General features: G+C 68.7%; 17 protein-coding genes and 3 pseudogenes. 9 read left to right on the plus strand and 11 right to left on the minus strand.

Annotated features, from left to right (window positions below; translation table 11 throughout):
• Position 1: 1 nt before the first annotated feature.
• The 3 genes from HK415_RS25830 to HK415_RS02210 are packed head-to-tail and all read left to right on the plus strand — an operon-like array spanning position 2 to position 1400.
• Positions 2-130: a hypothetical protein gene (locus tag HK415_RS25830; RefSeq protein WP_256373035.1), complete on the plus strand. Its 129-nt coding sequence runs from the start codon at positions 2-4 to the stop codon at positions 128-130.
• Complete coding sequence (locus HK415_RS02205) at positions 127-531, plus strand: cytochrome b (protein WP_171556602.1); 405 nt, start codon at positions 127-129, stop codon at positions 529-531. Before HK415_RS25830 ends, HK415_RS02205 begins: the two co-directional genes overlap by 4 nt.
• Positions 528-1400, plus strand: coding sequence for a beta-propeller fold lactonase family protein (locus tag HK415_RS02210; protein ID WP_253261729.1), 873 nt, complete (start codon positions 528-530; stop codon positions 1398-1400). The genes HK415_RS02205 and HK415_RS02210 overlap by 4 nt, the downstream gene beginning before the upstream one ends.
• Positions 1401-1491: 91 nt before the next feature.
• Here HK415_RS02210 and HK415_RS27395 read toward each other — a convergent pair whose 3' ends face one another.
• The 3 genes from HK415_RS27395 to adh all read right to left on the minus strand — a co-directional run bounded on the left by HK415_RS27395 (position 1492) and on the right by adh (position 5237).
• Positions 1492-2958 carry a sigma-54-dependent Fis family transcriptional regulator gene (locus HK415_RS27395; protein WP_444965403.1) on the minus strand — a complete coding sequence of 489 codons (1467 nt, stop codon included), beginning with the start codon at positions 2956-2958 and terminating at the stop codon, positions 1492-1494.
• Positions 2946-3467, minus strand: a complete 522-nt coding sequence (locus tag HK415_RS26105; protein WP_309246548.1) for a GAF domain-containing protein — start codon at positions 3465-3467, stop codon at positions 2946-2948. The genes HK415_RS27395 and HK415_RS26105 overlap by 13 nt, the downstream gene beginning before the upstream one ends.
• A 249-nt stretch (positions 3468-3716) precedes the next feature.
• On the minus strand, positions 3717-5237 hold the full coding sequence (adh, locus tag HK415_RS02220; RefSeq protein WP_171556603.1) for an aldehyde dehydrogenase: 1521 nt from the start codon (positions 5235-5237) through the stop codon (positions 3717-3719).
• A 251-nt stretch (positions 5238-5488) separates the two neighbouring features.
• Between adh and HK415_RS02225 the strand changes: the two genes are divergently transcribed.
• Both HK415_RS02225 and HK415_RS02230 read left to right on the plus strand, forming a co-directional pair.
• Positions 5489-5968, plus strand: coding sequence for a BON domain-containing protein (locus tag HK415_RS02225; protein WP_171556604.1), 480 nt, complete (start codon positions 5489-5491; stop codon positions 5966-5968).
• Positions 5965-7074, plus strand: coding sequence for a serine hydrolase domain-containing protein (locus HK415_RS02230; RefSeq protein WP_171556605.1), 1110 nt, complete (start codon positions 5965-5967; stop codon positions 7072-7074). Before HK415_RS02225 ends, HK415_RS02230 begins: the two co-directional genes overlap by 4 nt.
• Here HK415_RS02230 and gltA read toward each other — a convergent pair.
• From gltA to HK415_RS02265, 7 genes and pseudogenes are all read right to left on the minus strand, one after another.
• Positions 7028-8338, minus strand: coding sequence for a citrate synthase (gltA, locus tag HK415_RS02235; protein WP_171556606.1), 1311 nt, complete (start codon positions 8336-8338; stop codon positions 7028-7030). The genes HK415_RS02230 and gltA overlap by 47 nt on opposite strands.
• Positions 8339-8358: 20 nt before the next feature.
• On the minus strand, positions 8359-8640 hold the full coding sequence (locus HK415_RS02240) for an FAD assembly factor SdhE (protein WP_171556607.1): 282 nt from the start codon (positions 8638-8640) through the stop codon (positions 8359-8361).
• Positions 8641-8654: 14 nt separating this feature from the next.
• Positions 8655-9359 carry a succinate dehydrogenase iron-sulfur subunit gene (locus tag HK415_RS02245; protein WP_171556608.1) on the minus strand — a complete coding sequence of 235 codons (705 nt, stop codon included), beginning with the start codon at positions 9357-9359 and terminating at the stop codon, positions 8655-8657.
• Positions 9360-9413: 54 nt separating this feature from the next.
• Positions 9414-11221, minus strand: a pseudogene (gene sdhA, locus HK415_RS02250) (succinate dehydrogenase flavoprotein subunit).
• Positions 11222-11232: 11 nt separating this feature from the next.
• On the minus strand, positions 11233-11598 hold the full coding sequence (gene sdhD, locus HK415_RS02255) for a succinate dehydrogenase, hydrophobic membrane anchor protein (RefSeq protein WP_171556609.1): 366 nt from the start codon (positions 11596-11598) through the stop codon (positions 11233-11235).
• 23 nt (positions 11599-11621) lie between these two features.
• Positions 11622-12043 (minus strand): annotated as a pseudogene (sdhC, locus tag HK415_RS02260) (succinate dehydrogenase, cytochrome b556 subunit).
• Positions 12044-12173: 130 nt separating this feature from the next.
• A complete protein-coding gene (locus HK415_RS02265) occupies positions 12174-12950 on the minus strand; it encodes a GntR family transcriptional regulator (RefSeq protein WP_171556610.1) in 777 nt (258 codons plus the stop codon).
• A gap of 189 nt (positions 12951-13139) precedes the next feature.
• On the opposite strand from HK415_RS02265, the gene HK415_RS02270 reads away from it, so the two are divergent.
• The 4 genes and pseudogenes from HK415_RS02270 (at position 13140) to HK415_RS02285 (ending at position 18294) form a co-directional block, all read left to right on the plus strand.
• The gene (locus tag HK415_RS02270; protein ID WP_171556611.1) at positions 13140-14126 is read left to right on the plus strand and encodes a malate dehydrogenase; all 987 of its coding nucleotides are present in this window, start codon (positions 13140-13142) and stop codon (positions 14124-14126) included.
• A 7-nt stretch (positions 14127-14133) separates the two neighbouring features.
• Complete coding sequence (locus HK415_RS02275) at positions 14134-15117, plus strand: HpcH/HpaI aldolase/citrate lyase family protein (RefSeq protein ID WP_309246549.1); 984 nt, start codon at positions 14134-14136, stop codon at positions 15115-15117.
• Positions 15118-15136: 19 nt separating this feature from the next.
• On the plus strand, positions 15137-15658 hold the full coding sequence (locus HK415_RS02280; RefSeq protein WP_171556612.1) for a hypothetical protein: 522 nt from the start codon (positions 15137-15139) through the stop codon (positions 15656-15658).
• Positions 15659-15704: 46 nt separating this feature from the next.
• Positions 15705-18294, plus strand: a pseudogene (locus HK415_RS02285) (bifunctional aconitate hydratase 2/2-methylisocitrate dehydratase).
• A 55-nt stretch (positions 18295-18349) separates the two neighbouring features.
• Here the strand turns inward: HK415_RS02285 and HK415_RS02290 are convergent.
• Positions 18350-18682, minus strand: a complete 333-nt coding sequence (locus HK415_RS02290; protein ID WP_171556613.1) for a hypothetical protein — start codon at positions 18680-18682, stop codon at positions 18350-18352.
• Positions 18683-18781: the final 99 nt, after the last annotated feature.

Genomic DNA, 18781 nt, shown 5'->3' on the forward strand with positions numbered 1-18781 from the left:
CATGCGCAAGTACGACCCCGTCGCCGTGGCCCTGCACTGGGCCATCGGCCTGGCCCTGATCGGCCAGATCGCCTTCGGCTTCCTGCTCGACGACCTCGCCCCCGCGGCACGCCGGCCCGCGCCGGCGTGATCAACCTGCACAAGTCCCTCGGGCTGGTGCTGCTGGCGCTGGTCGCCGCCCGGCTCGGCTGGCGGCTGGCGCACCGGCCGCCGCCCTGGCCGCCCGCCATGCCGCGCTGGCAGCGAGGCGCGGCGGAGTGGGGGCACCGCGCGCTGTACGCCTGCATGCTGCTCATGCCGCTGTCCGGGTACGTGGCATCCAACTTCAGCCGGCACGGCGTGAAGTTCTTCGGGCTCGCGCTAGCGCCCTGGGGGCCCGACCTGCCCGCCGTCTACCGCTTCCTCGTCGGCGTGCACGACGCCACCGCAGTCCTCTTCGCCGTCCTCATCGCCGGCCACATCGCCGCTGCCGCCTGGCACCGGCGGCACGGCGCGGCCCTGGCATCCCGCATGAACTGGAGTTCCCCATGAAGCGAATCACCGTCCTCTTCGCCGCCTTCGCCGCCTTCGCTGCCTTCGGCGCCTGCGCGGCCCCCTTCGCCTACGTGCCCAACGAAGGCTCCGGCACCCTGAGCGTGATCGACACCGCGACCGACCAGGTGGTGGGCGAGATCCCCGCCAGCGGCAAGCCGCGCGGCACGGTGGTCGACCCGAAGGGACAGATGGCCTACGTCAGCGAACAGACGGGCAACCGCCTGCTGGTGGTGGACCTGGCGCAGCGCCGCGTCGCCGCGGAGGTGGTGCTGGGCGAGTCGCCGGAAGGCCTGGGCCTGTCTCCCGACGGCAGCCTGGTGGCCGCCGCCGTGGAGGAGGGCAACGAGGTCCTGTTCATCGACACCCGCACGCGCAGGAAGGCCTTCTCGGTGCGCGTGGCCGGCAGGAACCCGGAACATGCGGTGTTCTCGCCGGACGGCAGGCTGGTGTTCGTGAGCGCGGAGGAGGGCGCGGCGGTCGACGTGATCGACGTCGGTGCCCAGCGGCAGGTGGCGCAGGTCCCGGTGGGCGCGCGCCCGCGGGGCATCGGGTTCTCGCCGGACGGCCTGCGCGCGTACGTCGCGGCCGAACTGGCCGACGAGGTCTACGTCGTCGACGTCCCGCGGCTGGCGGTGCTGGGCCGCGTCAAGGCGGGCGTGCGCAGCAACGGCATCGCCGTGCATCCGGATGGCAAGCGGGTCTACGTGTCCAACGGCGGCGCGGCCTCGGTCTCCGTCATCGACGCGCAGACCCTCCAGGTGAAGGCCACCATCGGCGTCGGCCAGCGGCCCTGGAACATGGCGCTGTCGCCGGACGGCAGGAAGCTCTCTACGTCGCCTGCGGCCGCTCCGGCGTGGTCTCGGTGATCGACACCGAACGGGAAGTGAAGGTCGGCGACATCGCGGTCGGCAAGCTGCCCTGGGGCGTCGCCATCCGCTAGCGCAGGCGTCCAGGGTGCTAGGAGCGCGGCGGCCCGTCGCCGCGCCAGCGCAGCCGGCGGTAGATCGTGTTGCGGCTGATCCCCAGCCGGCGCGAGGTGACCGAGATGTTCCCGCCCGATTCCTCCAGCGCGCGGCGGATCGTGGCCAGCTCCAGGTCGCCCAGCGTGGACGCGGGGCCTGCGGGCTCCGGTTCGGGCGGGACCGCCGGGGCCGCCGGCAGGGCGCGCTGCGCATCCTCCAGGAAGTCGTCCGACAGGTGCTCGCGCCGGATCGTCCCCTCGCCGCCCGCCATCACCGCCGCCGTCCGCAAGGTGGTGGCCAGCTGGCGGATGTTGCCCGGCCAGCGGCAGGCGCGCAGCAGCGCCACCACCTCGTCCTCCAGGCCGGGCGCACGGCCCTCGGTCTCGGCGCGCAGGATCTTGTGCGCGATCTCCATGAGGTCGGTGCGGTCGCGCAATGCGGGCAGCCGCACCACCAGCCCGTTGACCCGGTAGTACAGGTCCTCGCGGAAGGCCTGCGCCGCGATCATGGCGCGCAGGTCCCGATGCGTCGCGCTGACGATGGCGACGTCCACCGGCACCGACTTCATCCCGCCCAGCGGCGTCACCTGGCGCTCCTGCAGCACACGCGCAGCAGGCGGGCCTGCAGCGGCAGGGGCATGTCGCCGATCTCGTCGAGGAACAGGGTGCCGCCATTGGCCTGCAGGATCTTGCCGGGAGAGCCCTTGCGCCGGGCACCCGTGAAGGCGCCGTCCTCGTAGCCGAACAGCTCCGACTCGATCAGGTTCTCGGGAATCGAGGCGCAGTTCACCGCCACGAAGGGCTGCCGCGCGCTGCGAGTCCTGGTGGATGGCGCGTGCGAGCAGCTCCTTGCCGGTGCCGGTTTCGCCCAGCACGAGGATCGAGATGTCCCGATCGAGCACGCGGCGCACCTTGGCGACCACGGCTTCCATCTGCGGATCGCCGGTCTGCAGGTAGTGCAGGCCGGACATGCCGTTGTTGCCGTTGCCGCTCACGCGCAGGCCCGCCGCGGCGGCGTACAGGCTGCGTCCCGCCGCCACCGGAGGCGCGATCTCCAGCGGGCGCTGCCCCGTTTCCTGCACATTGCCGCCGACGGAGCCCAGCGCGTGCCAGGTCGGCCAGTTGAAGGCCGCGCGCATGTGCAGCGTCTCGCCGTTCGGCAGGTTCAGCAGCATGGGCGGCGCGATCGGCGAGCGGAAGTGGTCGACGATCGCGCCGACCGCCACGCCGAACAGCGAGACCGTGCTGCGCATGCGCAGCGCCGCGCCACTGCAACCCAGCTGCTCCAGCGCGCTGCGGTTGGCGCCCTGGAAGCGGCCGTCGCGGTCCACCGCGACGATGCCCTCGGCCAGGGTGCCGATGAATTCGGGCCGGCCGTGGAAGTGCAGCCGCAGCGCATGGCGGAAGTCGTCCGACAGCCAGTGGTTCTCGATCATGCGGGCCGACATCTTCACCAGCCCCATGGTGTGCAGGTGGTAGGAGTGGTGCTCCCCGAGACGTCCAGCACGCCGAGCAGGTTGCCGCGCGGATCGAGGATGGGCGCCGCGGAACAGGTCAGGAAGCCGTTGGCGTGCATGTAGTGCTCGCCCGCGTGCACCACCGTCGGCGCCTCGTGGATCAGCGCCGTGCCGATCGCGTTGGTGCCCTTGCTCGACTCCGACCAGTTCGCCCCGGGGGCGAGCGCCACCCGCGAGGCGCGCTGCAGGAAGGAATCGTGGCCGACCGAATGCAGGACCGTGCCCTGGGCGTCCGTGAGCAGCACCATGCTCTGCGTCGCCATGATCTGCTCCAGCAGGATTTCCATCAGGGGCGCCGCATGCAGGTGCAGGCGCAGGTTGCGCTCGCGGGCGGCGGCCAGGTCGCTGCGCACCAGCCGTGCATGGTCGGGGCGATCGACGCGCGACAGGCCCAGCGCCTGGCAGCGCTCGTGCGAGCGGGCGATGGCTTCCAGGTGGCGCGGCTCGGCCAGCACCGGCGGCGCGCCGGGAGTTCGGGGCCCTCGCGGGCCAGGGGGTGACTGCCATGGCGGCCGTCCTTTCACGGGATGGATGAACTATCTGCCCGGGCGGAGCCGCGCGCATCGCGAAATTCCCTGAACTTTCGTTTGCGGGAAGAAGGTGCGCGGCCCGCGAGTGCGCCAAATTGGCACAGTTCGCGGGCCGCCATTTGATCCAGCGCAAGGACGCCCGGCAATCGCCGGCCGGCCGGGCGCTGCGAGCCGTCAGAAGAAGCCGAGGGCCTGCTCGCTGTAGCTCACCAGCATGTTCTTGGTCTGCTGGTAATGGTCGAGCATCATCTTGTGCGTTTCGCGGCCGATGCCGGACTGCTTGTAGCCGCCGAAGGCCGCATGCGCGGGGTACGCGTGGTAGCAGTTGGTCCAGACGCGGCCCGCCTGGATGCCGCGGCCCATGCGGAAGGCGGTGTTCATGTCGCGCGTCCACACGCCCGCCCCCAGCCCGAACAGCGTGTCGTTGGCGATGGCCAGCGCCTCCGCCTCGTCGCGGAAGGTGGTCACCGACACCACCGGACCGAAGATCTCCTCCTGGAAGATCCGCATCTTGTTGTGGCCCTTGAACACCGTGGGCTTGACGTAGTAGCCGCCCTTGAGGTCGCCGGGCAGCTCGTTGCGTTCGCCGCCCGCCAGGCACTGCGCGCCTTCCTGGCGGCCGACGTCCAGGTAGCCCAGGATCTTCTGCAGCTGCTCGTGGGAGGCCTGGGCGCCGATCATGGTGGCCGGGTCGAGCGGGTTGCCCTGCACGATGGCCGCCACGCGCTTGAGCACCCGCTCCATGAAGCGCTCGTAGATCGACTCGTGGACCAGCGCGCGCGAGGGGCAGGTGCACACCTCGCCCTGGTTGAGCGCGAACATCACGAAGCCCTCGATCGCCTTGTCCAGGAAGCCGTCGTCCCGCGCCATGACGTCGGGGAAGAAGAGGTTGGGCGACTTGCCGCCCAGCTCCAGGGTGACGGGGATCAGGTTCTGGCTGGCGTACTGCATGATGAGCCGGCCGGTGCCGGTCTCGCCGGTGAAGGCGATCTTGGCGATGCGCTTGCTGCTGGCGAGCGGCTTGCCCGCTTCGAGGCCGAAGCCGTTGACGACGTTCAGCACGCCAGGGGGCAGCAGGTCGCCGATCACCTCCATCAGCACGAGGATCGACGCGGGCGTCTGCTCCGCCGGCTTGAGCACCACGCAGTTGCCGGCCGCGAGCGCCGGCGCCACTTTCCACGCCGCCATCAGCAGCGGGAAGTTCCACGGGATGATCTGGCCGACGACGCCCAGGGGCTCGTGGAAGTGGTAGGCCATGGTGTCGCGGTCGATCTCGCCCACCGTGCCTTCCTGCGCCCGCACGCAGGCGGCGAAATAGCGGAAATGGTCGATCGCCAGCGGCAGGTCGGCGGCGCGCGTCTCGCGGATCGGCTTGCCGTTGTCCCAGGTCTCGGCCGTGGCCAGCAGGTCCAGGTTCTGCTCCATCCGGTCGGCGATGCGCAGCAGGATGTTGGCGCGCTCCGTGCCGGACGTGGCGCCCCAGCGCGCGCGGGCGGCATGGGCGGCGTCGAGCGCGCGCTCGACGTCTTCGGCGGTGGAACGCGGGATCTCGCAGAACGCCTGGCCGGTCACGGGCGTGACGTTCTCGAAGTATTCGCCCTTGGCGGGGGCCACCCATTCGCCGTTGATGTAGTTGCCGTAGCGCTTCTTGAAGCTGACGGGAAAGCCGAAGCGGCCGGGTTCGAGCATGTCCATGCGGGTATCTCCATGTTGGCGCCCCATCGTCGAAAGCAGCCGGGGCAGGAAAGGGGTGCTGCGGAGCGACGCGTTGCGAGCGGCGTGCCAACCCGGTCCGATGGCCTTGCGGGCGCGCCGCACGAGGGCAAACACCGAGCGCGGGCAGGCGCGAGTGCTCCAGCGCGGGACAGTCGGCCGGCGCAGTGTGCCGGGGAGATCGCCGCGGGCGCTTGCCGCGGGCGCGGTTCCGCGCGAGGATCGCGCCCTCTATGCGACGCGCGGCCTGGCTGCTCTTGACGGTGCTCGCGGCGGCTTCGGCAAGCGCCGAGCAGCGCCGCAACGCCTTCGGCGACCCCTTCCTGCAGGTGAGCTCCGCGCTCGCGGGCTGCCCCGTGCCGCGCCCTCCCGGCTACACCGAGGAGGAAGTCCGCCAGCAGGCCCACGTGCGCTCCCAGCATGGCACCAGCTGCTACCGCGTCGGCCGCTGCCGGCTGCCGAACTCGTATCTCTACGACAAGGAGATCATCCCGCGCGTGCATCAATACATCCGCATGGACGGGCGCTTCGACGACACCACCGTGTGGGTGCTGGGAGAGCGGAGGATCGTCACGCTCATGGGCTGCGTGCGGACGAAGGAGCAGTCCGAGCAGATGGAAAAGGCGGTGCTGCTGGTGGACGATGTCATGGGCGTGGTCAACCTGCTGATGGTGGGCACGCGCGGCAAGCCCGGGTACGCTGTCGCTCCATGAACCAGCGCGCCGAGACCGATCCCCTGCGCCGCCGCCTCGTCGCGGCAGGCTTGTCGACGTTGCTGCTGCCGCGGGCGATGGCTTCCGACCCCGTCGAGGCCGTGCTCGCGGACGCTGGCTCGCTGCCCCCGCTGCGGGCCGTGCTCGTCGCGCGCCATGGCGCGCTGGTGGCGGAGCGCTACTACGGCGATGCTTCCGCCGGCCAGCTGCGTCGCATCAATTCGGCGACCAAGAGCGTGGTTTCGATGCTCGTGGGGCAGGCGCTGGTCCAGGGCAGGCTGTCCGGCCTGTCGCAGACGGTCGCGCAATTGCTGCCCGATCAGGTCGCGCGCGCGCCGGACAGCCCCGCCGCGCAGCTCACCCTGCGCCAGATCCTCACCGGGACGACGGGGCTCGCCTACGACTTCACGCGCGACATGGACCCGCTGGCGCGCGCCCGCGATCCCGTGCAGCACGTGCTGGCGCTGCCGCGCAACGATGCGCCGGCGGGCAGCTGGTCGTACAACGATGCCGCCATTTCGCTGCTGGCCCCCATCCTCGAACGCGCTTACGGGATGAAGCTGCCGGAGATCGCGCGGCAAGGCCTGTTCGCGCCGCTGGGCATCGAGAGCTTCCACTGGCGCACCGACCGCTCGGGCCAGGCGACCTCGTACATGGGCCTGGGAGCTGCGCCCGCGCGACTTTATGCAGCTCGCCGCGATGGTGGCCGATGGCGGCCGCGGCATCGTGCCCGCGGACTGGCTGGCCGACAGCCTGAAGCCGCAGGCGGCCGGCGCCTGGTCGCTGCCGCAGGTGGCGGGCGGCAACTACGGCTACCTGTGGTTCAACGGCATGCTGCATGGACGGCCGGTGGCCTGGGCCTGGGGCTATGGCGGGCAGCTTGGCGTCGTGGTGCCGGCGCAGCGGCTGGCGATCGTCACGCTGGCGGTGGAGCCGCCGCCGGCGGCGCTGCAGGCGCAGAACCGGGCGGTCGGCGCGCTGGTGGAGCGGATCGTCGCGGCGGCGGCCTGAAAGAAAAAAGGCCCGCGACAGCGGGCCTTCTTCATGCGCGGGAGGCGATCAGCGCTGGGCGATCGGCTTCACGTCGCGCTTGGGCGAGCCGGTGAACAGCTGGCGCGGGCGGCCGATCTTGTACTCGGGGTCGCCGATCATCTCGTTCAGCTGCGCGATCCAGCCGACCGTGCGGGCCAGCGCGAAGATCGCCGTGAACAGGCTGACCGGAATGCCGATCGCGCGCTGCACGATGCCGGAGTAGAAGTCCACGTTCGGGTACAGCTTGCGGGAGACGAAGTACTCGTCTTCCAGCGCCACCTTCTCCAGGGCCATCGCCAGCTTGAACAGCGGGTCGTTCTGCAGGCCGAGTTCCTGCAGCACTTCGTGGCAGGTCTCGCGCATCAGCTTGGCGCGCGGGTCGTAGTTCTTGTACACGCGGTGGCCGAAGCCCATCAGCTTGATGCCGCTGTTCTTGTCCTTCACCTTGGACACGAACTCGCCGATCTTGGCCACGCCGCCCATCTTCTGGATGTCTTCCAGCATGTTCAGCGCCGCCTCGTTGGCGCCGCCGTGCGCCGGGCCCCACAGGCAGGCCACGCCCGCCGCGATCGCCGCGAACGGGTTGGTGCCGGAGGAGCCGCACAGGCGCACCGTGGAGGTGGAGGCGTTCTGCTCGTGGTCGGCGTGCAGGATGAAGATGCGGTCCATCGCGCGCACGAGCACGTCGTTCGGCTCGTACTCCTCGCAGGGCGTCGCGAACATCATGCGCATGAAGTTCGAGGTGTACGACAGCGAGTTCTTCGGATAGACGTAGGGCTGGCCGACCGTGTACTTGTACGCCATGGCCACGAGCGTCGGCATCTTGGCGATCAGGCGGATCGCGGAGATCTCGCGGTGCTCGGGATTGTTGATGTCCGTGCTGTCGTGATAGAAGGCCGACAGGGCGCCCACCAGGCCGGTCATCACGGCCATCGGGTGCGCGTCGCGGCGGAAGCCGCGCAGGAAGAACTGCATCTGCTCGTTGACCATGGTGTGGTTGGTCACGCGCGAGACGAAGTTTTCCTTCTGGCTCGGGTTGGGCAGCTCGCCGTACAGCAGCAGGTAGCAGGTCTCGAGGTAGTCGCAGGAGGTCGCCAGCTGCTCGATGGGGTAGCCGCGGTACAGCAGTTCGCCCTTGTCGCCGTCGATGTAGGTGATGGTGGACTGGCACGAGGCCGTCGACATGAAGCCGGGGTCGTACGTGAACATGCCGGTCTGCGCATACAGCTTGCGGATGTCGATCACGTCCGGGCCGATGCTGCCGTGGTAGACCGGCATCTCGACACTGGGGCTGCCGTTGCTGAAGGATAGCGTCGCCTTGTTGTCCGCGAGTTTCATAGGTGTGTCCTCTAGATGTTTCAGTTCAGCGGCGACGCCGGCTTGCGCAGCATCTCCAGCACTCGTCTCACGTCCGGCCGATCGAGTTCGCCTGTGGCTTCCTTGCGCCGCAGCAGCAGGTCCAGCAGGTCGTTGTCGGCCAGGTCCATCAGCTCCCCGAGCGCCTCTGCCTGACGGATCGTCAGGGTCGGCGCGTACTGGTCGAAGAACCGCTCGATGAGCAGGTCGTTCTCCAGCAGGCCGCGGCGGCAGCGCCACCTCAGCTTGCTCAGACCGCGCTCGTCCAGCGGAACGTCTTCCATTGTCTCTCCAGTGCTCAGACCGCGCGGCGGACGAGCAATTCCTTGATCTTGCCGATCGCCATGGTCGGGTTGAGGCCCTTGGGGCACACGTCCACGCAGTTCATGATCGTGTGGCAGCGGAACAGGCGGTACGGGTCTTCCAGGTTGTCCAGGCGCTCGCCCGTGGCCTGGTCGCGGCTGTCGGCGATGAAGCGGTAGGCCTGCAGCAGGCCGGCCGGGCCCACGAACTTGTCGGGGTTCCACCAGAAGCTGGGGCAGCTGGTCGAGCAGCTGGCGCACAGGATGCACTCGTACAGGCCGTTGAGCTCCTCGCGCTCCTCGGGCGACTGCAGGCGCTCCTTCTCGGGCTTGATGCTGTCGTTGACGAGGTAGGGCTTGATCGAGTGGTACTGCTTGAAGAACTGCGTCATGTCCACGATCAGGTCGCGGATGACGGGCAGGCCCGGCAGCGGCTTCAGGACGATCGGGTCCTTCAGCGTCAGCAGGTTCGCCAGGCAGGCCAGGCCGTTCTTGCCGTTGATGTTCATCGCGTCCGAGCCGCAGACGCCTTCGCGGCAGGAGCGGCGGAAGGCGATGGTGGGGTCGATCGCCTTGAGCTTCATCAGGGCGTCGAGCAGCATGCGCTCGTTGCCCTCGAGCTCGATCTCCACCGTCTGCATGTACGGCTTGGCGTCCTTGTCCGGGTCGTAGCGGTAGATGTGGAACGTACGCTTTTGCATGGGGTCTTCCGTCTCTTTAATCTAGGCGCAGTGGCAGTCCGCAGGAGTACGTAATCAGAAGGTCCGCACCTTGGGCGGCACCGACTCCACGGACAGGGGCTTGAGCTTGACCGGCTTGTAGGCCAGGCGGCTGCCCTGGCTGTACCACAGCGAGTGCTTCATCCAGTTGGCGTCGTCGCGGCCCAGCGGCGCGACCGGGTCGCTGGCGGGGCGCTCGTAGTCGTTGACCGTGTGCGCGCCGCGGCACTCCTTGCGGGCGGCGGCCGAGACGATCGTGGCCTGCGCGGCCTCGATCAGGTTCTCCACTTCCAGCGCCTCGATGCGCGCGGTGTTGAACACGCGCGACTTGTCCTTCAGCTCGATGCTGCCCACGCGCTGGCGGATCTCGGCGATCTTGCGCACGCCCTCGTCCATGCTGGCCTGCGTGCGGAACACGCCCGCGTGCTTCTGCATGCTGGCGCGGATGTCGTTGGCGACGTTCTGCGAGTACTCGCCGGACGTGGTGTTGTCCAGGCGGTTCAGGCGCTCGAGCGAACGGTCGGCCGCGTCGGCCGGCAGCGGCTTGTGCGACTTGGTGCGGCTGGCGAACTCGACGATGTGGTTGCCGGCGGCCTTGCCGAACACCAGCAGGTCGAGCAGCGAGTTGGTGCCCAGGCGGTTGGCGCCGTGCACGCTCACGCAGGAGCATTCGCCCACCGCGTACAGGCCGTTGAGCGGGTCGTTGTCGCCCCGTTGCGCTGGAGCACGACCTGGCCGTGGATGTTGGTCGGGATGCCGCCCATCTGGTAGTGGATGGTGGGCACCACGGGGATCGGCTCGCGGGTGATGTCGACGTTCGCGAAGTTCACGCCGATCTCGTACACCGAGGGCAGCCGCTTCATGATGTCCGCGGCGCCGATGTGCGTCATGTCCAGCATGATGTAGTCCTTGTTCGGACCGCAGCCGCGCCCTTCCTTGATCTCCTGGTCCATGGAGCGCGAGACGAAGTCGCGCGGCGCCAGGTCCTTCAGCGTGGGCGCATAGCGCTCCATGAAGCGCTCGCCGTTGGCGTTGCGCAGGATCGCGCCTTCGCCGCGGCAGCCTTCGGTCAGCAGCACGCCCGCGCCGGCCACGCCGGTGGGGTGGAACTGCCAGAACTCCATGTCTTCCAGCGGGATGCCGGCGCGCGCCGCCATGCCCAGGCCGTCGCCGGTGTTGATGAAGGCGTTGGTGGAGGCCTGGTAGATGCGGCCCGCGCCGCCGGTGGCCAGCAGCACGGTCTTGGCGTGCAGCACGTGCAGGTCGCCGGTTTCCATCTCCAGCGCGGTCACGCCCACCACGTCGCCTTCGGCGTCGCGGATCAGGTCCAGCGCCATCCACTCCACGAAGAAGCTGGTGCGGGCCTTGACGTTCTGCTGGTACAGCGTGTGCAGCATGGCGTGGCCGGTGCGGTCGGCCGCGGCGCAGGCGCGCTGCACGGGCTTCTCGCCGTAGTTGGCCGTGTGGCCGCCGAAGGGCCGCTGGTAGATCGTGCCGTCCGGGTTGCGGTCGAAGGGCATGCCGAAGTGCTCGAGCTCGTACACGACCTTCGGCGCTTCGCTGCACATGAACTCGATGGCGTCCTGGTCGCCCAGCCAGTCCGAACCCTTGACGGTGTCGTAGAAGTGGTAGTGCCAGTTGTCCTCGGACATGTTGCCCAGGGACGCGCCGATGCCGCCCTGCGCCGCCACCGTGTGCGAGCGGGTGGGGAACACCTTGGACAGCACGGCCACGTTCAGGCCGGCCAGGGACAGTTGCAGGGAGGCGCGCATGCCGGAGCCGCCGGCGCCCACGATGACGACGTCGAACTTGCGCGTCGTGATGTTGCTCTTGGTGTATGCCATTGTCCTGTTCCTCAGACGCGCCAGAGCGCCTGGATCGCCCAGCCGGCACAACCGACCAGCCACACGATCACGATGATCTGCAGCGCCAGGCGGATGCCCACGGGCTTCACGTAATCCATCAGCACCTCGCGCGCGCCCACCCAGGCGTGGTAGACGAGGGCGATGACCGTCGCGAAGGTCAGCGCCTTCATCCACTGCGGATGGAAGATGGCCGCCCAGCTGTCGTAGCCGATCGGCCCGCGGGAGAAGATGACCTGCGCGAGCACCACCAGGGTGAACAGCGCCATCAGGACCGCGGTGACGCGCTGCGCGAGCCAGTCGCGCGTGCCGTAGTGGGCGCCGACGACGGTGCGCCGGGAGCCGTAGTTGACTGCCATGGTTCTGGACTCCTCTGTTGTTCTTAGTACAGGCCGAACAGCTTGGCGCCCAGGATCACGGTCAGCACCAGGCTGATCACGAGCGTGACCTTGGCGGTGAGGGCGCCGCGCTGCTTGCTGACGGCGGCGTGGCTCACGTCCATCCAGAGGTGGCGCAAGCCGGCGGTGAAGTGGTGCAGGTAGGCCCAGATCAGCGCGAGCGCCACCAGCTTGAGCAGCACGCCGGAGGCGCCCGTGTTGAAGGCCGCGCGGAAGCGCGCGAAGGAGATCTCGGAGGACACCGAGGTGTCGAACATCCAGATGATCAGGGGCAAAAGCAACAGCATCAGCACGCCGCTGGCGCGGTGCATGCCCGAGACCAGGAGGCGACCGGCCAGCGGTAGCCGGGCAGGTCGGTGACGTTGATGTTGCGGAATTCCGGCCGCTTGCGGGCGAGCTCTGTCATGGGGTTTCTTTCAGGAGGGCTGCGCTGGGGATGAAATGCGTCCTAGGGGACAACCCTAAATTCTATTTCAACGCAACAAGCTGACACCGGGGTTGCAAAACGGCCTTGCGCCGCCATCGCGAAGATTGCTCTAGCTCAAGTCGTTGCGATAGTGGTGCGTGTCGGTGCGATAGAGGCCGCGGCGCAGTTCCATCGGCACGTCGTTGTAGGTGTACGAAAGCCGCTCCACCGAGAGCAGCGGCGCGCCTTCGTCCACCGCCAGCAGCTGCGCCTGCTGCGCGTCCGCCGCGACGGCGCGGATCTTTTCCTCGGCGCGCACCATGCGCACGCCGAACTCCAGTTCGAACAGCGCGTAGGTCGGACCCTGGTGGGCCGCCATCTGCTCCGCGGTGAGGCCCTTGAACGTGTTCCCGGGCAGCCACATGTCCTCGAGGATGGTGGGGACACCGCCGAAGGAAAGCACGCGGCGCACCTGCAGCACCGGGTCGCCGGTGCGCAGCGCGAGCGAGCGCGCGACCTCGGCGCTCGCGCGCAGGCGGCGGCAGTCGAGGATGCTGCGCTGCGCCGGCCCCTCGTCGCCGCTGTCGGGCACCAGCTTCAGGAAGCGGTAGCGCACGTGCTGCTCGGAGTGGGTGGCGACGAAGGTGCCCTTGCCCTGGCGGCGCACCACCAGGTTCTCGGCGGCGAGTTCGTCGATGGCCTTGCGCACGGTGCCCTGGCTCACGCGGAAGCGCGCGGCCAGGTCCATCTCGCTGGGGATGGCCTCGCCGGGCTTCCATTCGCCCGCCTCCAGGCTCTGCAGGATCAGGCCCTTGATCTGCTGGTACAGAGGGCTGAACGCCGGGGTCGCCGAAGGCGCCTGGTCGGCGGTGGCGAGGTCGGCGGAGGAGGGTGTGGAGGTGGCCATGCGGCGCGGTGCGTTCTGCACCTTTCTTGACCTCAATCATATCTTATATAAGACATAAGACAAATTGACCCTGCGGGTTTCTACGGGTAAACTCCCGCGCTGTCCACGCAGGGCCAACTCCGGCAGATCCCCTCCCGCGCGCCCCACGCCGACTCCCCTTTCGCATCCACTTTCCATTCGGAGATTTCCATGAGCAAGAAGCCCGTTCGCGTCGCCGTCACCGGCGCCGCTGGCCAGATCGGTTACGCCCTGCTGTTCCGCATCGCCTCCGGCGAGATGCTGGGCAAGGACCAGCCCGTGATCCTGCAGCTGCTGGAGATCCCCGACGAGAAGGCCCAGAAGGCGCTCAAGGGCGTGATGATGGAACTGGAAGACTGCGCCTTCCCGCTGCTGGCCGGCATGGAAGCGCACAGCGACCCGATGACCGCCTTCAAGGACACCGACTACGCGCTGCTGGTCGGCGCCCGTCCGCGCGGCCCCGGCATGGAGCGCAAGGACCTGCTGTCCGCCAACGCCGCCATCTTCACCGCGCAGGGCAAGGCCCTCGACAAGGTCGCCTCGCGCAACGTCAAGGTGCTGGTGGTCGGCAACCCCGCCAACACCAACGCCTACATCGCGATGAAGAGCGCGCCCAGCCTGCCGCGCAAGAACTTCACCGCCATGCTCCGCCTGGACCACAACCGCGCGCTGTCGCAGGTCGCCGCCAAGACCGGCACCCAGGTCAGGGACATCGAGAAGCTGACCGTGTGGGGCAACCACTCGCCCACCATGTACGCGGACTACCGCTTCGCCACCGTCGGCGGCAAGGCGGTCAAGGACCTGATCAACGACCAGGTGTGGAACAAGGACGTGTTCCTGCCCACCGTGGGCAAGCGCGGCGCCGCCATCATCGAGGCGCGCGGCCTGTCGTCCGCCGCCTCCGCCGCCAACGCCGCCATCGACCACATGCGCGACTGGGCCCTGGGCTCCAACGGCAAGTGGGTCACCATGGGCATCCCCTCGGACGGCCAGTACGGCATCCCCAAGGACACCATGTTCGGATTCCCGGTCACCACGCAGAACGGCGAGTACAAGGTCGTCGAAGGCCTGGAGATCGACGCCTTCTCGCAGGAACGCATCAACCTCACGCTCAAGGAACTGCAGGAAGAGCAGCAGGGCGTGGCGCACCTCCTGTAAGGCGCACGTGGCGCATCCCCGCGACATCCTCCTCGGCGCGCAGGCGCGCACCGGCGCGCTGCCGGTGTGCGACCACTACAGCGGCGTCGAAGCGCGCATGCGCAAGAGCCTGCAGCTGCAGGAGGAGATGTCGCAGGAGTTCGGCGCCTGCGTGTTCGACGTCACGCTCGATTGCGAGGACGGCGCGCCGGTGGGCGGCGAGGCGGAGCATGCCGCGCTGGTGGTGGAACTGGCGCTGGCCGCGAAGCCGAATGCGCGCGTCGCGGTGCGCGTGCACCCGGTGGACCATCCGGCCTTCGAGCAGGACATCGCCACCATCGCCGGCAAGGCGGGCCATCGCCTGGTGCACGTCATGCTGCCCAAGGTGGAGCGCCCGCAAGACGTGGAGCGCGCCGCGCGCGCGCTCGATGCCGCGGGCGCGAAGGACCTGCCGCTGCAGGGCCTGATCGAGTCCCCGGCCGCCGTTCATCGCGCTTTCGACATCGCTGGTCACCCGCGCATGCAGTCCTTGAGCTTCGGGCTGATGGACTTCGTGTCGGCCCACGGCGGCGCCATCCCCTCCGATGGCATGGGCGTGCAGGGGCAGTTCACGCACCCGCTGGTGGTGCGCGCCAAGCTGGAAATCTCCTCCGCCTGCCATGCCCACGGCAAGGTGCCTTCGCATGGCGTGGTGACGGAATTCAGGGACCAGGCCGCTTTTCGGGCCGCGGCGTCGCGTGCAGCCAACGAGTTCGGTTACACGCGCATGTGGAGCATCCACCCTGACCAGATCAGGCCCATCGTGGAAGTGTTCGCTCCCAGCGCCGACGAAATTCACAAGGCGTCACAGATTCTGAGGGGTGCCGAGGCGGCAAGCTGGGCACCGATCAGCTTCGACGGCAAACTCGAGGACAGGGCGAGCTACCGCTACTACTGGCAGGTCCTGGAAAGGGCCCACCAGACCGGACGGAAGCTCCCCGAAGAAGCGCGCGCATGGTTCGCGCGTCCCTAGTCCAGAGAGGAGAGACGTCATGAAGGTTCTGTTTGCCAGCATCCTGATCGCTTCGCTTGCCGCCACGGCGCAGGCGCAGACGGCGGAAAAACCGGTCAACCCGAAGAAGCCGGTCGCCGTGAGCAAGTCGCCCGCGCCGACCAAGCGGCAGGCCATCGAGGAGGCGACGCCGGTGTCGGAGCCCGATCCGCGCATCAAGCTGAGCGAGGCGCAACTCGCGATCGCCAGGACGGTGTTCGTCGGCGAGATCCAGTGCGAGCTGGGCGAGAAGGTCACCATCAAGCCGATGAAGCGCGAAGGCTTCTTCTTCGTCTCGCGCGGCGTGCACAAGTTCGTGATGCACCCCGAGGAGAGCCGCACCGGGGCGATCCGCCTGGAGGACAACGCGCGTGGCGCGCTGTGGCTGCAGCTGGCCAACAAGTCCATGCTGATGAGCCAGAAGGAAGGCAAGCGCCTGGCCGACGAATGCAAGAGCCCCGAGCAGGTGGCCTATGCGAAAGACATGAAGCCGGTGAACCTGCTGGAGCCGGCGCCCAAATGAACCACGGCGCCTGAGGGCGCCTTTTGATTGAACGGAGAGAACCCCCATGTTGCAAGCCTACGTTGAACACGTTGCCGAGCGCGCCGCGCTCGGCATCCCCCGCTGCCGCTGTCCGCCAAGCAGACCGCCGACCTGATCGAGCTGATCAAGTCGGCCCCGGCCAAGGAAGAAGCCTTCCTGCTGGAGCTGCTGACGAACCGCGTGCCGCCGGGCGTGGACGACGCAGCCAAGGTCAAGGCCAGCTTCCTGGCGGCCGTTGCGCATGGGGACCTCTCCGTTCCTGCCATTTCAAGGCCAAGGCGACCGAGCTGCTCGGCACCATGGTCGGCGGCTACAACGTCAAGCCCCTGATCGACCTGCTGGACGACGCCGAAGTCGCGCAGATCGCGGCCAACGGCCTGAAGAAGACGCTGCTGATGTTCGACTACTTCCACGACGTCGCGGAGAAGGCCAAGGCCAACAACGCGTTCGCCAAGGAGGTGATGCAGTCCTGGGCCGATGCCGAGTGGTTCACCAGCCGCCCGGAAGTGCCGCAGAAGATCACCGTCACCGTGTTCAAGGTGCCCGGTGAAACCAATACCGACGACCTGTCGCCCGCGCCGGACGCCTGGTCGCGTCCCGACATCCCGCTGCACACGCTGGCGATGCTGAAGAACAGCCGCCCGGGTGCCGCGTTCAAGCCGGAAGAAGAGGGCAAGCGCGGCCCGATGAAGTTCATCGAGGAGCTCAAGGCCAAGGGCCACCAGGTCGCCTACGTGGGTGACGTCGTGGGCACCGGCTCCTCCCGCAAGTCCGCCACCAACAGCGTCATCTGGGCCACCGGCCAGGACATCCCCTTCGTGCCGAACAAGCGCTTCGGCGGCGTCACGCTGGGCGGCAAGATCGCCCCGATCTTCTACAACACGCAGGAAGACTCCGGCGCGCTGCCGATCGAAGTGGACGTGTCGAAGCTCGAGATGGGCGACGTGATCGACATCTTCCCCTACGAGGGCACCATCGAGAAGGGCGGCAAGGTGGTCGAGCGCTTCGCACTGAAGTCCGACGTGCTGCTGGACGAAGTGCGCGCCGGCGGCCGCATCAACCTGATCATCGGCCGCTCGCTGACCGCCAGCGCGCGCCAGTTCCTGGGCCTCGCCGCCTCCACCACCTTCCGCCTGCCCAAGCCCCCGGTCGATTCCGGCAAGGGCTTCACGCTGGCGCAGAAGATGGTCGGCCGCGCCTGCGGCCTGCCCGAAGGCAAGGGCGTGCGTCCCGGCACCTACTGCGAACCGCGCATGACCACCGTCGGCAGCCAGGACACCACCGGCCCGATGACCCGCGACGAACTGAAGGACCTGGCCTGCCTGGGCTTCAGCGCCGACATGGTGATGCAGTCCTTCTGCCACACCTCGGCCTACCCGAAGCCCGTGGACGTCAAGACGCACCGCGAGCTGCCCGCCTTCATCTCCAACCGCGGCGGCGTCGCCCTGCGCCCGGGTGACGGCGTGATCCACAGCTGGCTGAACCGCCTGCTGCTGCCCGACACCGTGGGCACCGGCGGCGACAGCCACACGCGCTTCCCCATCGGCATCAGCTTCCCGGCCGGTTCCGGCCTGGTGGCCTTCGCCGCAGCCACCGGCGTGATGCCGCTGGACATGCCCGAGTCGGTGCTGGTGCGCTTCAAGGGCAAGATGCAGCCCGGCATCACGCTGCGCGACCTGGTGCACGCGATCCCCTACTTCGCGATCCAGCAGGGCCTGCTGACCGTGGCCAAGGAGAACAAGAAGAACGTGTTCTCCGGCCGCGTGCTCGAGATCGAGGGCCTGCCGGACCTGAAGGTGGAACAGGCTTTCGAACTGTCCGACGCCTCGGCCGAGCGCTCCGCCGCCGGCTGCACCGTGAAGCTGAACGAGGCGCCGGTCGCCGAGTACCTGCGCTCCAACGTGGTCCTGATGAAGAACATGATCGCCCAGGGCTACGCGGACAAGCGCTCGCTGGAGCGACGCATCAAGGCCGTGGAAGCCTGGCTGGCCAAGCCCAGCCTGCTGGAAGCGGACAAGGACGCCGAGTACGCGGCCGTGATCGAGATCGACATGAACTCGATCACCGAGCCGCTGCTGTGCTGCCCCAACGACCCGGACGACGTGAAGCCGCTGTCGGCCGTGCAGAACACGAAGATCGACGAGGCCTTCATCGGTTCCTGCATGACCAACATCGGCCACTTCCGCGCCGCGTCCACGCTGCTGGAAGGCAAGCGCGACATCCCGGTGAAGCTGTGGGTGGCGCCGCCGACCAAGATGGACGCCGAGCAGCTCACGCGCGAAGGCCACTACGCCAACTTCGGCGGCGCCGGCGCGCGCACCGAGTCGCCCGGCTGCTCGCTGTGCATGGGCAACCAGGCGCAGGTGAAGGAAGGCGCGACCGTGGTCTCCACCTCCACCCGCAACTTCCCGAACCGCCTGGGCAAGAACACGCAGGTGTTCCTGGCGTCCGCGGAACTCGCGGCGATCGCGTCCAAGCTGGGCCGCCTGCCGACGGTGGCCGAGTACGCCGCCGACATGGGCGTGATCAACCAGCAGGGCGACAAGGTCTACCGCTACATGAACTTCGACCAGATCGAGGAGTACGCGCAGACGGCCAGGGAAGTCGCGGTCTGAGCGGCTTGCGCTGAACGAGAAAAAGCGGCCCGAGGGCCGCTTTTTCATCTGCAGGTCAGCGACCGGCGGGAACCGCCACGCCGGCGCCCAGGCGCGCGTCGATGGCGGCGCCGGCCTCGGTGCCGTTGACGGATGCGCTGGTGCTGCCGCCCACGGCGGCATTGCCCGAGATCGTGGTCGCCGGCCGCAGGATCCGCACGGCGGCCCGTCCGCCTGCCGCGGCATCCGCCCTGGCATTGGCCGCCGCGGCGGTCTCGGGCAGGGTGACCGTGCCTTGTGCGCGCTCGGCTGCATGTGCCGACGCCGGCGCCGTGCCAGCACCCACGCCCAGGAGCGCGTCCACGCCGGCCTGCGCCGGCGCGACGGTGGCGCGGACCGCGCCACCCACGGTCGCGCCCGTGCTGGCGGCGGCGCCTGCGCCGCTCGCACCAACGCCGAGGCCGGCCCCCACGTTCACCCCCAAGCCCAGCAGCTGGGCGGAGGCGAG

The sequence above is a fragment of the Ramlibacter montanisoli genome, assembly GCF_013087525.1.
Taxonomy (GTDB): Bacteria; Pseudomonadota; Gammaproteobacteria; order Burkholderiales; family Burkholderiaceae_C; genus Ramlibacter; species Ramlibacter montanisoli.

Coding starts and splice junctions, on each gene's coding strand:
- HK415_RS25830 (WP_256373035.1), top strand. CDS start 2: ATGCGCAAGTACGACCCCGTCGCCGTGGCCCTGCACTGGGCCATCGGC.
- HK415_RS02210 (WP_253261729.1), top strand. CDS start 528: ATGAAGCGAATCACCGTCCTCTTCGCCGCCTTCGCCGCCTTCGCTGCC.
- HK415_RS27395 (WP_444965403.1), bottom strand. CDS start 2,958: ATGGGGCTGGTGAAGATGTCGGCCCGCATGATCGAGAACCACTGGCTG.
- adh (WP_171556603.1), bottom strand. CDS start 5,237: ATGGACATGCTCGAACCCGGCCGCTTCGGCTTTCCCGTCAGCTTCAAG.
- HK415_RS02225 (WP_171556604.1), top strand. CDS start 5,489: ATGCGACGCGCGGCCTGGCTGCTCTTGACGGTGCTCGCGGCGGCTTCG.
- HK415_RS02230 (WP_171556605.1), top strand. CDS start 5,965: ATGAACCAGCGCGCCGAGACCGATCCCCTGCGCCGCCGCCTCGTCGCG.
- gltA (WP_171556606.1), bottom strand. CDS start 8,338: ATGAAACTCGCGGACAACAAGGCGACGCTATCCTTCAGCAACGGCAGC.
- HK415_RS02240 (WP_171556607.1), bottom strand. CDS start 8,640: ATGGAAGACGTTCCGCTGGACGAGCGCGGTCTGAGCAAGCTGAGGTGG.
- HK415_RS02245 (WP_171556608.1), bottom strand. CDS start 9,359: ATGCAAAAGCGTACGTTCCACATCTACCGCTACGACCCGGACAAGGAC.
- sdhD (WP_171556609.1), bottom strand. CDS start 11,598: ATGGCAGTCAACTACGGCTCCCGGCGCACCGTCGTCGGCGCCCACTAC.
- HK415_RS02265 (WP_171556610.1), bottom strand. CDS start 12,950: ATGGCCACCTCCACACCCTCCTCCGCCGACCTCGCCACCGCCGACCAG.
- HK415_RS02270 (WP_171556611.1), top strand. CDS start 13,140: ATGAGCAAGAAGCCCGTTCGCGTCGCCGTCACCGGCGCCGCTGGCCAG.
- HK415_RS02280 (WP_171556612.1), top strand. CDS start 15,137: ATGAAGGTTCTGTTTGCCAGCATCCTGATCGCTTCGCTTGCCGCCACG.